The following is a 14,083-nucleotide window of genomic DNA, read 5'->3' as shown; positions in this document are numbered from 1 at the left end:
TGCCTGGCTGATATATTTCTGGAGCCGCTGATATAATCCGGATTGCGGCTGAAATATGCTCAGGATTGGCTGATGAACCTGGGACCGGCTGATATATTTCTGGAGCCGCTGATATAAACCGAAAGTCGGCTGAAATATGGTCAGAAGCGGCTGATAAAATCCAAGAGTCGGCTGATATATCCGGAACTTGGCTGATATATCTTTTTCAGGCAGATCTCTGCGCCCCGGGAACTGTGCAGCTATCACCGGGTCGTGCAGGCCGACTCTTCCCTTAATCAGCGGTCCAATGGAGAAGTCTGTGCCTGCGTTGTCACATTTTCACTGCGTACCCTCCCCCATTCCAATGTGCCGCTCGCCTTTGCAACATATTAACTAAATACGACGTATCTGTGTGAATTTATCTAACAAAAAAGTCCTGACCTTTGCGACCAGGACTCCATTCATTGACTTGACGAGATGATGATGGTTCATTTTTACTCCGTCATGATCCAGGACATTTTCCCGAAACCAGGTCTGATTTTTGGTTACCTGACAGGGTGCAGCACAGACGGGCGAATCCACTGGCCCTTTGCCGCCTGACTGATCTTACCGTTTCGGAAGACAACCCGGCCGCGGTTGATCGTGGCAGCGACAGAGGAAGGAAATTCGTGTCCCTCATAGAGACTGAATTTATTTTTCTGAAAGAGTTTCTCGCGCTCGACCCTGAATGGGGCGTCCGGCCTGATTATCGCCAGATCCGCATCGGCACCTATACGGATCTGTCCCTTGTCATTCAGCCCAAAGCGGGCAGCAGGAGCTCCAGCTGTCCATTCGGCGACACGTGTGAGCGGCAGATGACGGGTTTTGGCGATTTCAAGCACACTGAGCAGAGTGAACTGTCCGCCGCCGATCCCGCCCCATGCCTGAAACAGATTGTCCCGCTCTTTGTCTTTCCACTCACAGGGTGAGTGATCGGAGGAGACCATATCCAGGTCTCCGCGAATCAGGCAATCAATCAGACCTTTTCGCTCATCTTCGGAGCGAAGCGGCGGCGCACATTTTCCCACGACACCCAGCCGGCGAAAATCTTCATGACTGTACATCAGATAGTGGGCACACGTTTCCAGGGAAACATCCTGGCCCTTTTTCTTCGCTCTTTGAATGCAGGCCACAGCCTCAACTGTACTGATATGGACAAAATGCAGCCGGCAGCCTGTCAGTTCACCGAACATTAATGCACGGGAAACCGCCTCAGCTTCAGCCACCGGCGGCCGGCTTTCGGCATAATCATCATATCCGGTCAGGCCCTGTGCCTCTCTTTCCTTTTGCAGAAAGGTGACGATCGGAGCACTTTCAGCGTGCAGTGCGAGGATGCCGCCGAGCGAGGCGATCCGGCGCATGCCGGCAAGCAGGGACAGATCATCGACCGATTCGAATTCCGGATTGCCTGAAGGCGACATAAAAGCCTTGAAACCAATGGCACCGGCGCGGCTTAATCCTTCAAGATCATCAACATGGTCAGGGACCAGGCCGCCCCAGAGGGCAAAATCCACATGTGATTCATTTTCGCCGATCCGAACTTTTTCCTCAAAAGCCGGTCGGGTGACAGTCGACGGGATACCATTGAGCGGCATATCGAAAAAGGTGGTGCATCCGCCTGCAGCAAGCATCGATGACCCTGTCTCAAAGCCTTCCCATTCCGTACGGCCGGGCTCGTCAAAATGAACATGAACATCGATCATGCCGGGGAGTACGGTCATCCCCTCCGCATCAATGACCTGACCGGCTTCCGCATCCGGTGCACCGAGGGCCGCAATTTTTCCCTTGCTGATGCCGATACTGGTTTTCACAACACCGTCCGGAAGCACCACGTTCCCATTTTTAATCAAAAGATCAAAAGACATGACGTTTACCTCCTTCACTGTTTTCTGTTCCGTATCCAGGACAGTTCAGCTTCTTCATCGTGATTCGGCAGTCTTTTTCAGGGAGGCTTCCCGGGTATAAACGTCTATCGCGGCCTGAACGCCTTCCCCGCGGTTCACCTGCGCACCGCAGCGAATCAGGGCCGCTTCCAGTCCGGCAAGAACGGAAAGAACCCGGTCTTCCCGGCAGCTGTAGCCCATCGTGCCGATCCGCCAGATTTTCCCCTGCAGAGCGCCGAACGATCCGGCAATTTCAATCCCGAAATGCTTCAGCAGCACCTCACGGACTTCATCTGCCCGGATGCCATCGGGCACGCTCACGCAGGTTACGGTCGGCATGATACAGTCCGGATCGCCGAACAATTCAAGACCCATCGCCCGGATGCCGGCAATCAGCGCCTTCTGGTTCAGCAGGTGCCGGGCAAAACGGTTCTGGAGCCCTTCATCAAGAACCAGCTTCAGTCCTTCATGCAGGGCGTATTCCATTGATGTGGCCTCCGTATGATGATTCAGGCGCCGCTCGCTCCAGTAATCCTGCAACTGACCGAGATCGAAATAATTACTTCGAACCGGCACATGTCCTTCTGCCTCCAGTCTGTCGGCTGCCGTTGCGATCCCGCGCTCCACTTTCTTCCTTTTCTGAATCACCTGCCGGACGCGGTCGTTATAAGTTATCGGAACAATGCCTGATGGAATCGACAGGCACTTCTGTGCACCGCCGATCACGGCATCAAGGCACCATTCATCGGTTCTGATATCCACTCCGCAAAAAGTGGCGACCGCATCAACGATGAGCAAAGCACCGTTCTCGCGGCAGGCACGGCCAATTTCTGCCAGGGGCTGCATCCGTCCTGTCGATGTCTCGCCATGAACGAGCGTGACGACTTTTGGATGTACTTTTTTTATTTCCGCGATCACCTTTTCCGGATCAAAGACGGTTCCCCAGGGGCAGGAAAGGGTATGAATTTCCGCACCGTAACGTTCGCCAATCTCAACAAACAGATCACCGAACCGTCCGAAAATCGGAACAAGCATTTTATCTCCAGGCTCGATCAGACTGGCAATCAGTGCTTCCGTACCTGCACGTGATGTCCCGTCAATCGGGTAGGCCCAGTGATTTTTCGTCTGAAACGCCGCGCGCAGCATCTCCATCACTTCATTCATGATCTGTGTGAACGCCGGATCGAATTGTCCGAGAATCGGCATCGATAACGCGCGCAGCACGCGCGGGTCGACTTCAACCGGTCCCGGCGTCATGATCGTGCGCGGAGGCACCGACAGATTTCTCGCTTCAGATGGGTTTTTCGTCATTGTGAATCACTCGCTTCCCTGATTTTTCAGATGTCCAGGCAAGCTGATAAAGCAATTTCATCAGCATCCTGACACCTGTCGCCAGATCCTCCGGCCGGGTAAATTCTTCCGGAGCGTGGCTGATCCCCCTGTGGCTCGGAACAAACATCAGGGAAGTCGGGCAGTATGTTCCGAATATCTGCGCATCATGACCGGCTCCACTGACCATCTGCTTACAGGGGAGGCCGGCTTCTTCCGCCAGCTTCATATTTAAGGCCAGGAGCTGTGGATCCAGCCTGACCGGAGACACATCCATCCATTGATCCATCTGAATGTCCACATGACACTGCTCCGCTGTTTTTTTAAAAAAGCGGGTCAGTTTACGACTGAATTGATCAATAACCGACTGCTGATGATGGCGGATATCGAGTGAAAAGCGGCATCTGCCGGGAATCACATTGACTGTATTGGGTTCCGCCTCAATCCGGCCGACGGTGGCAACAAGACCATTCGTCATTTCCGCTGCATCCCGACTGACTCCGGCAATCATCCGGGCCGCTGCAGCCAGTGTATCGCGCCGGCTGTCCATCGGCGTGGTGCCGGCATGGTTACTTGCGCCGGTGAGCGTGATCGTAAAACGCCTCTGACCGACGATATGGCTGACCGGAGCCCACACCTGGTGCCGGTTTTCCATCGTCATCCCCTGCTCAATATGTGTTTCCAGAAAGCAGGCTATATCCCGGCGTTCGGGCTGACTGTATTTTCCCAATCCAAACCCGGCGTCCTGCATGGCCTTCAGGAGTGAGATCCCCTCCGAATCGACAATATGTCCGGCCAGATCCGGCCGATACTTTCCTGTCAGATTACCTGATCCCCAGAAAGACAGTGGGAAGCGGCTGCCCTCTTCTTCACAGAGCGAAACAACTTCGATCGACCTTTCTGGGGTCCCGTACTTCCTTAAAAGACGGCTGACAGCAACCATCGAGGCAAGGATACCATATGCTCCATCGTATTTACCGCCATCAATCACGGTATCGATATGGGAGCCGGTTAAAATCACCTGTTTATCCGTCCCTCTTCCCTGGACGCGTCCGAACAGATTTCCGACATCATCGAAACGGACCGAAAACCCCATGTGCTTCCATTTTTCCGCTAATGCATGCTGGGCCTTGCGCCATGCTGAATCATAAAGCAGACGCCGGACGCCGCCGGACGGCGTTTTCCCGTAATGGGACAGCCATTCGATAGAATCACGGAGTTCATCCCTGATTAACACTGAGGTCTGATCAATCATCATTCCTCACCTTCTCATGTTGTATGACCTGACATATACTGATTGAAACATGTTTATTGTAGCAAATGATGATTTCCCGACCATTATCAATTCATCTAATTTTCACCTGACGGATTGGTTAATATGGCTAAAATCCGGGCATCCACAGGGCATCTGAGCACCGGTTATCCCGACTTACACTTTTTAAGATAAATAATACAAAAACACTTCGGACTTTAGACTATCTGTACAAAAATCGCCTGTTTTTGTCAGATATGCTGACATTTTATTTTCGTTCTTTTCAGATTTGTTATAAGCTTTTAAAGAATCAAGCAAGAAGTAAAGGAGGAACCAATATGGCGATGATGTCTGTAAAAAGAAGCACGCCACTGCCGGCGGATTGCACATTTACACCAGAAGACTGGAAGGTGCTGGCCCAGTACTGGTATCCCGTAGCAAAAAGTGAAGAGGTGACGGATCAGCCGCTCGCGGTTAAACTGCTGGATGTGGCGCTCGTCGTTTACCGGGCGGGTGCGAAAGCCGTAGTGGCAAGGGACCTCTGCATCCATCGGGGGACACCGCTCAGTATGGGCTGGGTGGAAAATCAAAACATCGTCTGTCCCTATCACGGCTTCAGCTATGCGGCAGATGGCAGGTGCGTCTCGATCCCGGCCCACCCCGGTGCGAAAATTTCTCCACGCCTCTGTCTGACCATCTATCCGGTCGTCGAACGCTACGGACTGGTCTGGACAACACTTAATGGAACCGATGAAAATATCCCGCCGCTTCCTGTATGGCAGGATCCGGATTACCTGTCCTTCCTCGCACCGGTGATTGATATCAACGGATCGGCCGGGCGTCAGGTGGAAGGTTTCCTGGACGTCGCACACTTTGCCTGGGTCCACACCGACACGTTTGCCGACCGGAATAATGCATTTGTTCCCAGTTACAAGGTCACGCGCACGGATTACGGGATTCATACCGATTATCTGAGTACGGTCAGCAATTATCCGAAGGGAATGGAAGATCCGTCACCGGCTGATTTCAAGTGGCTGCGTGAATATGACGTCTACCCGCCGCTCGCGGCTCGGCTGGTTGTTCATTTTCCCCGGGGAAAACGGCTCTGGATTCTGAATGCCGTCTGCCCGGTTTCCGCCAGAAAGACCCGGCTCTTCTGTCCGATCGCCCAGAATTTCGATAAAAATCTTTCAGTCGAAGAGGCCTGTACCTTTAACCTGCGGATCTTCAATGAAGACCGGGAAATGGTAGAAAATCAGAAACCGGAGGAGCTGCCGCTTGACCTGCAGGCGGAGGCGCACATTATGGCCGACAAAACGTCTATCGCCTACCGTAAACTGCTGAAAGAGATGGGACTCGGCAAACAGTATACGAGCTGATCATGGACATAATAGTAGAGAGCTTAGAAGACCCGGCAAATCGTTTACAAGCTGATCCCGTGATCATCTGAAAAAAGAAGGTGAGTGAATTGGCAAAATACGTCATCGTTGATAAAGATACCTGTATTGCCTGCGGCGCATGCGGATGTGCGGCGCCGGACGTATTCGGATATGACGAGGAGGGATTATCCGAAGTCCTGCTGGATCTTAATCAGGGAACGGCAAAGATTCCGGATGAACTGCTCGATGATGTGGAAGACGCTTTTGAGGGGTGCCCTTCAGAATCGATAAAGATGAGCCATACGCCGTTCAACGGAAATCCGCTGAAGGCAGAAAATGAGGCAAGCTGATTTTTTTAACGACATCCTGCGATTGCAAAGAGTTTAAGAATGGGAGTGAAAAATTTGGGAACAACAGATAAACCGGGAAGAATCATTTCACTGGGTATCCAGCATATGCTGGCCATGTACGGCGGTGCCGTCATTGTTCCGCTGATTGTCGGGGCTTCAGTGGGCCTGGAAGGAGCGGAACTTGCTCTGCTCGTCTCGATTGACCTGGCGGCCTGCGGTATCGCTACTTTGCTTCAGGCATGGAAAAACCGTTATTTCGGTATCGGTCTGCCGATTGTGATGGGGTGCACCTTCACCGCCGTTTCCCCGATGATTATCATTGGAAAATCGTACGGGATGGCCGGTATATGCGGAGCGATCCTCGTTGCCGGACTGGTTGTCCTTCTGATGTCCACCTTTTTCGGAAAAATCGTCCACCTCTTTCCACCTGTTGTCGTCGGTACGGTCGTGATGATTATCGGCATTACACTGATTCCCGTTGCCGTCAACAACCTTGGCGGCGGAGTCGGCGCTGAAGGATTCGGCAGTGCTCAGAATCTCGGACTGGGATTCGGCGTACTTGCCCTGATCATTTTCATGAACCGCTTTTTCAAAGGCTTTCTGCGGACCCTGTCGATCCTGATCAGTATTATTGCCGGAACCATCGTCGCCGCCTTCATGGGCATGGTTGATTTTTCTACCGTTTCCGGGGCCGGCTGGTTCAGCCTGATCTCACCGTTCAGCTTCGGCCTGCCGACGTTTCACATTGATGCGATTCTTGCCATGTCCATCGTCGGTATCGTCAGTATGATTGAAACCACAGGCGTCTATCTGGCACTCAGTGAGATCTGCGATCAGCCGATCAATGAAAAGGATATGCAGAAGGGCTATCGTGCGGAGGGACTGGCCATTCTCCTTGGTGGATTTTTTAACGCCTTCCCTTACACCACTTTTTCCCAGAATGTCGGGCTCGTTCAGATGACACGTGTAAAGACCCGGAGCGTGGCCATCGTCTGTGGGATTTGCCTGATTGCGCTTGGACTGATTCCGAAAATCGGTGCGCTGACCGTGCTGATTCCCAATGCAGTGATTGGCGGCGCAACCCTTGCCATGTTCGGCATGGTGGTTGCTTCCGGTGTGCGGATGCTTGGCAAGGTTGATTTTTCACGTCAGGAAAATCTGATGATTGTCGCCTGTTCCGTTGGTGTCGGACTCGGCGTCACCGTTCAGCCGGATCTGTTTGCCAAATTCCCCGGCCTGATTCAGATCCTGACCAACAACGGCATTGTCTCCGGCAGTCTCACTGCACTGATCTTAAATATCATTTTCAATGCCGGCCGCCACACTGAACAGAAGACATCCACCAACCTCTCCGGCCAGGTGCTCGCGGAAACCAGTGCGGCAAAATCCTGATCATCTTTAATAAAGAAAGAGCACGGCGCATATTGACGATGAGCAGCCCGCCTGATGGGCTTCAGCCATCTTTCATGAAAAAGAGCGCGACAATCCCTGTCGTGCTCTTTTTCTGTGCTCAGCTGCCGCGATACACCTGGTACCCGTATGGGGAAACAAGCAGCGGGACATGAAAATTCTGGTCCGGATCGGAGACGGTAAATCGGATAGTCAGTACATCGAGAAACGTCCGATCCGGCTCGATGCCAAAATATGAGCCAATATGCACATGCAGCTCATACCGCCCCTTTTTCAATGATCGGATCAGCGGCTCGTCCGGCCGTCCGTCCTTGTTTGTCATGCTGCTGCCAAGGAAGCGAAGAGACGCCCCGTCACAGACATAACAGTCAATCCGGACGTGCGCTGCCGGTTTCCCCCGGGTCAGGTCGAGAATATGTGTCGTTAATGCTCCCATTGCCTGTCACGCTCCATTCCTGTTTCCGGAATGATCCCGCTCCGGATCGAACAGGTCATCAAAACGGAAACGGGCGATTTTGATGATTTCTTCAATAGCAGTCGTGAACTCGACGGCCCGAGTGTGCGTCAGACGCTGTCGCATGTCGATCAGAATCTCCTGCTTCTTTTTCCCGCGCAAAGCCAGAATAAATGGAAAACCGAAACGCTGTTCATAAGCCGCGTTTAATGCCGCCATATCCGCCGCTTCTTTTTTCTCCAGCTGACTGAGGCCGGCCCTTTTCTGCTCATTCACGGACTGCGCCGTCATCTTTCCGGATCCGCCGAGCCGCGGATGATGGTTGATCAGTGCCCGGCGTCCGGCCGGTGAAGCCCCGCGGACGGCCGCCGCCAGGGCCGAGAACAGGTCATCTGCTGAGCGAAAAGGCCTTTTCCCTGAAACCGCCCGCGCCACCCATGGTGATTTTTCAAAGATGCCGCCCAGCATCCGGACAAACGCCTCTTCATCCATCTGATTGCATGTCGTAATGTCCATCGTGCTGCCTCCGTCCTGTATTTTTCACCGTCTTGATCCAAGAAGTGGTTTCAGCCTCAGCGCAAAACGCAGCTGAAAGACAGTATCCGGATCCTTCAAATCTTTTCCAAGCAGATGTTCACATTTGTCCATTCGGTATATGACCGTATTACGATGAACAAAGAGCTTCTTCGCTGTTTCCGAAATCTGACAGTTTGACTCCAGATAGACATACAGTGTATGGAGCAGATCCCGATCCTCCTCCCGCTTCGGAAAAGCGAGACTCTGAAGCGTCTCCTCATAGAGTTTGGCGAGATCTTCTTCAGGAAGCCTCCGCAACAGGTCGGCGATGCCCCGGGACTGATAGTTCTGGATAAACGCGCTTCGCCCCATCTGCATACCGGCATGAAGGGCATCGACGGCTTCCTGAAAGGCTTCCGGGATACCGGCCACTTCATCAAAAATATTACTCAGGCCAAAAGAGAGCGTATGCGGGAAGAAGCGCGCCACCTGCTCCTGCATATGGGCGAGGGCCGGTTTCAGAAAACGCATGGCATGCTCCCCGTTCATCATGAGTTCAATAATCAGGATGCAGGTATGATCCCTGACGAATAAATGGCCCGGAAACGGCAGATGGCCGACTTCCCCTTCAAGGTATTCAAACTCTTCACCTGTCTCCATCTGAAAATGTGTGAAACTGATCGGCGTCTGATCCATATCCAGTTCTGCCGCGGCACAGACGCAGGGCCGCCCCTGGTGCAGCCCGAATTCCTTCGCCCGACCCTCTGCTTCTTCAGCCGTCGCAAATGACCGGCTGACCAGATTGGCAAAAAAGGCGTCACGAACTTTTCGGTCGGTCTGTTTCAGAGCCTCGTCTTTCATCAGCTCGAAGGCAATCACATTCGACGCCTGTTCGATCGTCAGCGTAATCAGCCGTTCAGTGGAGGGTACCCATCTGCGGATCAAAAGAAAAAACCTTTTCCGCTTATATGTATAGAGTGTAAATAGAGAACAGGTTTCCCGTGTCGCAATAAAGGAAAACGACGTGACACGCGACTTCATCTGAAAAAATACCTGACCCATTTTTCCGAGCCGGGAAAGAAAATCAGGCTCAGACGCCGCGCCTGAGGAAGTAATCACTTTGGACCAGGAATCCAGAAGAATCACCGGGGCACCGATCAGTTCGGCCAGCCTTTTGAGCAGGCGGTCGATACCCTCTCCGCGCATAATATGTTTGGTAAACTGCTGATGGGTGTCAATCGCGAACTGCAGTTCCTTCGTCCGGGCATCAAGAATCGTGGACAGGGTCTGATTGGCAATATCCACAAGCGCAAGGCTGTTGGGCAGGTCAATCAGCGGAAAAGACAACCGATCGGCGAGCCGAATCACTTCAGCCGGTACGCCGTGGATGAAGCGGCGGGTCTTAATCCCGAGTGCTGCACAGCTCTTCTCCGCCATCCGGGCCACCAGACGGCAGAAGAACTCCGGATTATCCTGCAGATGATAGCCGGTCGTAATCAGCCAGTCATCCGGCTTCAGATAGTCGATGATATCCGGGGCATCCATCATGTTGACATTCCGTATTTCCCGGCCTGTTCCGTCCTTTCCGGCCAGAAGTCGGAAATCACTGAACGCCGGATAGTGAAATAAATCGGAGACTTTCATCATTAAAGCACTCCCGTAGTTATTGTTTATCCGCCTTCCGTGCCGGCAAAGTGTGCAGCTGCCCATCTGAGCAGCTGCCGGTCCGTCCCCCGTCCCGAAATAAAGGACAAACCAATCGGTCCGTCCAGATGCGGGACGGGCACCGTCAGCTGAGGCAGGCCGGAAACACCGGCAATGCAGGTCAGCTGCATCGTCCGCGACCGCACACGTTCACTTTCTTCAAATGAAGCCACCCGTTTCGGGGCAGGTCCATAAGTCGTCGGAATCAAAATCAGTCCGTTTGCCTGTGTCATCCGCGCCATCGCCTGACTGAACTGTGCCTTGACTGTGGCGGCTTTTTCAGATTGCGCATGATCTGTCATCCGTGACGCCGCTTCAAAACGTCCAGCGATATCGCGCCCGAAGGCTGGGTGCGTCCTTTCAATCCATGCGCCATGCATCTGCCACGCCTCTGTCCCCTGGATGATCCGGAAGGTTTCCGCAATCTCAGGCAGCGATGAAACAGGCAATGGAACCGGTTGGGACGTTATAGCGGGGCAGGTTTTCCTGATAAAATCCATCAGCGTTTCCCTGACGGACGGATCACGGATCAGATCCCAGGCTTCCTGAAGCACATAAAACCGGGTGTAAGAACGAAGCGGCTGTCCCGGAAGCAGGCAGGATCCGATATTTTCAAGCCCCTTCGCGCAGCGCGCCATCCATCCGACCGTGTCGAAAGAAGGGGCAAGCGGAATCACACCTTCGAGCGATATCGCGCCGTGGGTTGGACGAATCCCGAACAGGCCGCAGTAAGCAGATGGAATACGGACGGACCCGCCGGTATCGGTACCGATGGCAAAGTCAACCTGTCCTCCGGCGACGGCAGCCGCCGATCCGCTCGACGATCCGCCCGTGAACGCATCGGGGACAGCCGGATTAATGGTCGGTGGAAAGTGAATATTGTCCCCCTTCAGACTGTACATCAGCTCATCGGTCACCGTGACGCCGCGCAGCAGGGCTCCGTTTTTCCTCAGTACGGCAACGGCCGGGGCATCGGCTTCGGCTGCCTGGTGCGTCTTCAGCCAGTCCGGATTTCCGGCACTTGAGACGTGATCCTTTATTGCAAATATATCTTTTACAGCAAATGACCGGCCGCGAAGATCTCCGTTCCCGGTCGGTGCCAGATTCATTTGATCCTCAATAAACGCGCCGTAATCCTTTTTCATCCGGACCGCCTCCCGTTTCCTGTTTCAGAAATTTCATTTTTATCTATTATACTGCAAAAATCAGACATTGCGATAGAACATTCCGGGCGATACAATCCATATCTGTTGAATCTGCCCAATGTCCTAAAGAAAATTTAGATATTTTACAATTGAAGTCATGGCAGAATGACGTTAATATAAATAACAGACGATGTCATATAATGAAACAGACCGGCTAAAAGGGAGGCAGGACAATGACCCTCGCAACTTTGAATGAACGCGTGAAACAGGATCTTTCATTTCTTGATTTTAATCGTAAAAGTTGGGTTCGCCCGCTTCGCCATCCGGAGGGACATGTCTACGATACGGTCATTATCGGCGGCGGGCAGTGCGGGCTCGGTATTGCCTTCGGACTGATGCGCGAGCGGATCTTCAATATTCTGGTGCTTGATGAAAACGCAGAAGGCCGTGAAGGCCCATGGGTGACCTATGCGCGGATGGCGACCCTGCGTACGCCGAAAGAACTGACTCCAGTCAATTTTGGCGTCCCGTCCCTGACTTTCCGTGCCTGGTGGGTGGCCCAGTATGGCGCGGAGAGTTGGGACGCGCTGGACAAAATTCCCCGCGAGGACTGGATGCGTTATCTGCGCTGGTACCGGAACGTACTCAGCCTCCCGGTTAAGAATCAGGTGCATCTCGATCTGGTCGAACCGCTTTCAGAGGGTCTGTTCCGTCTGCATGTTTCAGGCGCCGGTGCTTCGACAGACCACCTTCTGGCCCGGAAGGTCGTCCTCGCCACCGGCATACAGGGGGGCGGGACCTGGTATACGCCGCCGGTCGTCACGGAAAATCTGCCGCACCGGCTCTACGCGCATACATCAGAAAACATTTCTTTTGACCGGCTGAAAGGGAAAAAAATAGCGGTCCTCGGTGGCGGAGCTTCTGCGTTTGACAACGCCGATTTTGCATTAAAAGAAGGCGCCGCGGAGGTCCACATTTTTGTCAGACGTAAAAAACTGCCCCGGGTTAACCTGATCCGGCAAATGGAACCATCCGGCCTGATCGAACATTTTCAGAGACTGACCGATGCAGAAAAGTATGCCGTGATGGCTCACTTTTTCAAACTGAATCAGCCGCCGACCAATGATATGTTCAGACGGGCTTCTTCCCACCGGGATTCCACCTGCACCTTCACTCGCCCTGGCTCAGCGTGACGGAAAAGGGCGGACTCGCCGTTGTGACCACGCCTGATCAGACGTTCACCTTTGATTTTCTCATCATCAGCACCGGCCTGCGCACGGATCCGGCGCTCAGGCCGGAACTCCGTCTGGTTGAAAAACATATTGCCAGATGGGGCGACCGCTACCGCGCACCGGAGGAAATCGCCAATCCGATTCTTGATGCTCATCCCTGCCTGAGTCCGGGGTTTGGCTATCAGAGCCGCGATGAAGCCGGAAAAAAGCAGCTCCACGGTCTTTATGCCTATAATTATTCAGGCATGATCAGCTGCGGTCTGTCGGCTTCCGCTCTCTCAGGGATGAAATACAGCCTGCCGGCAATTGTTAAAGATATTGCCGGTCAGCTTTTTCAGGATGACAAAATGACGTATCTGAACCGTTATTTCGCCTACGATGAACCCGAATTTACCGCTGAGTGGTCCGGGGTCCACTGAGTTGTCATGTGTAAATAGCACAGGGTGCGCTCCCAAAATGGAAGCGCACCCTGTGCATCATACTTCAGATTACGCGTATTTTTTATCCTGCTTTTTTTCATCAAGGGTCTGCCTGGCAAGAATCAGCGCACCGGTTATTCCGGCATTATCACCGAGCGCAGGCGGAACCACATAATCATTAATATTTTCTTTTACTTCAGAAGCGACAATGTAACCGGCAAGCAGTTCCTGCAGCCTCCTCCGAATCATTGGAAAGAGCTGCTTCTGCTTCATCACACCCCCGCCCATGACGATCCGTTTCGGTGACACAATCAGCACGTATTGCATCAGTGCCTGTGCCAGATAATCTGCTTCGATCGTCCAGGCTTCGTGATTGGCCGGCAGTTCGGCAGCCGGACGCCCCCAGTGCGCCTTGAGTGCCGGGCCGGAAGCAAGCCCTTCCAGGCAATCCCTGTGATACGGGCAGATCCCTTCAAAGTCATCGCCCCGGTAACGCCGCGGGAGAATATGGCCCATCTCCGGGTGCGTCACCCCATTGAGCAGCCGGTTTTCCGTAATCAGCCCGGCACCGATGCCTGTACCCACGGTGATGTACAGGCAGCCGTCAAGTCCTTTCGCGGCGCCGCATGCCAATTCACCCAGTGCCGCTCCGTTCACATCTGTCGTAAATCCGGCGGGAACATGCAGTGCCTCTTCCATTGTCCGGACAAACGGATAATTGGCCCACCCCGCCTTGGGCGTCGACGTAATATATCCATAGGTTGCACTGTCCCTGTGCAGGTCAACCGGTCCAAATGAGCAGATGCCGAGTGATTCGATCTTGAAATTTTTAAAAAAACTGATCACCCGGCTCATGGTATATTCCGGATCCCTTGTCTCGATTTTTTCTTTGGCAAAAACGGTGCCCTGATCATCTCCGACGGCACAGACAAATTTCGTGCCGCCTGCTTCAATACCGCCTAAATACATGTCTATCGCATCCAATCACTAAT

The 14,083-nt window shown here is 53.2% G+C and carries 11 protein-coding genes and 1 pseudogene; 4 read left to right on the top strand and 8 right to left on the bottom strand.

The genetic code is table 11. The features are described 5' to 3' along the window. Window positions 1-524: 524 nt before the first annotated feature. The 3 genes from ABNN70_RS07455 to allC are packed head-to-tail and all read right to left on the bottom strand — an operon-like array spanning window position 525 to window position 4,485. On the bottom strand, window positions 525-1,883 hold the full coding sequence (locus tag ABNN70_RS07455) for an allantoinase (RefSeq protein WP_353949324.1): 1,359 nt from the start codon (window positions 1,881-1,883) through the stop codon (window positions 525-527). A 54-nt stretch (window positions 1,884-1,937) separates the two neighbouring features. Then, window positions 1,938-3,212: an alanine--glyoxylate aminotransferase family protein gene (locus ABNN70_RS07450; protein ID WP_353949323.1), complete on the bottom strand. Its 1,275-nt coding sequence runs from the start codon at window positions 3,210-3,212 to the stop codon at window positions 1,938-1,940. Further along, on the bottom strand, window positions 3,193-4,485 hold the full coding sequence (allC, locus tag ABNN70_RS07445) for an allantoate deiminase (protein ID WP_353949322.1): 1,293 nt from the start codon (window positions 4,483-4,485) through the stop codon (window positions 3,193-3,195). The genes ABNN70_RS07450 and allC overlap by 20 nt, the downstream gene beginning before the upstream one ends. 335 nt (window positions 4,486-4,820) lie before the next feature. Here allC and ABNN70_RS07440 point away from each other — a divergent pair, with 335 nt between their 5' ends. The 3 genes from ABNN70_RS07440 to ABNN70_RS07430 all read left to right on the top strand — a co-directional run bounded on the left by ABNN70_RS07440 (window position 4,821) and on the right by ABNN70_RS07430 (window position 7,603). Continuing rightward, on the top strand, window positions 4,821-5,861 hold the full coding sequence (locus ABNN70_RS07440) for an aromatic ring-hydroxylating dioxygenase subunit alpha (RefSeq protein WP_353949321.1): 1,041 nt from the start codon (window positions 4,821-4,823) through the stop codon (window positions 5,859-5,861). 89 nt (window positions 5,862-5,950) lie between these two features. Further along, complete coding sequence (locus ABNN70_RS07435) at window positions 5,951-6,211, top strand: ferredoxin (protein WP_353949320.1); 261 nt, start codon at window positions 5,951-5,953, stop codon at window positions 6,209-6,211. Between the two features lie 54 nt (window positions 6,212-6,265). Next, complete coding sequence (locus ABNN70_RS07430) at window positions 6,266-7,603, top strand: nucleobase:cation symporter-2 family protein (RefSeq protein ID WP_353949319.1); 1,338 nt, start codon at window positions 6,266-6,268, stop codon at window positions 7,601-7,603. 118 nt (window positions 7,604-7,721) lie between these two features. On the opposite strand, the gene uraH is transcribed toward ABNN70_RS07430, so the two are convergent. Genes uraH through ABNN70_RS07410 form a run of 4 tightly spaced genes read right to left on the bottom strand, consistent with a single transcriptional unit; the run spans window position 7,722 to window position 11,440 of the window. Further along, window positions 7,722-8,057: a hydroxyisourate hydrolase gene (gene uraH / locus ABNN70_RS07425; RefSeq protein WP_353949318.1), complete on the bottom strand. Its 336-nt coding sequence runs from the start codon at window positions 8,055-8,057 to the stop codon at window positions 7,722-7,724. 6 nt (window positions 8,058-8,063) lie between these two features. Continuing rightward, a complete protein-coding gene (gene uraD / locus ABNN70_RS07420) occupies window positions 8,064-8,591 on the bottom strand; it encodes a 2-oxo-4-hydroxy-4-carboxy-5-ureidoimidazoline decarboxylase (RefSeq protein ID WP_353949317.1) in 528 nt (175 codons plus the stop codon). A 24-nt stretch (window positions 8,592-8,615) separates the two neighbouring features. Next, entirely contained in the window at window positions 8,616-10,238 is a 1,623-nt protein-coding gene (locus ABNN70_RS07415) for a PucR family transcriptional regulator ligand-binding domain-containing protein (RefSeq protein WP_240697350.1), read from the bottom strand. Window positions 10,239-10,261: 23 nt separating this feature from the next. Continuing rightward, window positions 10,262-11,440 (bottom strand): amidase, encoded by a 1,179-nt coding sequence (locus ABNN70_RS07410; protein ID WP_353949316.1) that lies wholly within the window; start codon window positions 11,438-11,440, stop codon window positions 10,262-10,264. A 233-nt stretch (window positions 11,441-11,673) separates the two neighbouring features. On the opposite strand from ABNN70_RS07410, the pseudogene ABNN70_RS07405 reads away from it, so the two are divergent. After that, window positions 11,674-13,091 (top strand): annotated as a pseudogene (locus tag ABNN70_RS07405) (NAD(P)/FAD-dependent oxidoreductase). Between the two features lie 69 nt (window positions 13,092-13,160). Here the strand turns inward: ABNN70_RS07405 and ABNN70_RS07400 are convergent. Next, complete coding sequence (locus ABNN70_RS07400) at window positions 13,161-14,060, bottom strand: ROK family protein (RefSeq protein WP_353949315.1); 900 nt, start codon at window positions 14,058-14,060, stop codon at window positions 13,161-13,163. Between the last annotated feature and the right edge of the window lie 23 nt (window positions 14,061-14,083).

It is taken from the genome of Sporolactobacillus sp. Y61, from assembly GCF_040529185.1.
Lineage (GTDB): Bacteria > Bacillota > Bacilli > Bacillales > Sporolactobacillaceae > Sporolactobacillus.
The sequence above is the reverse complement of the archived record's forward strand: the minus strand, read 5'-3'. Positions and strand labels throughout refer to the sequence as shown.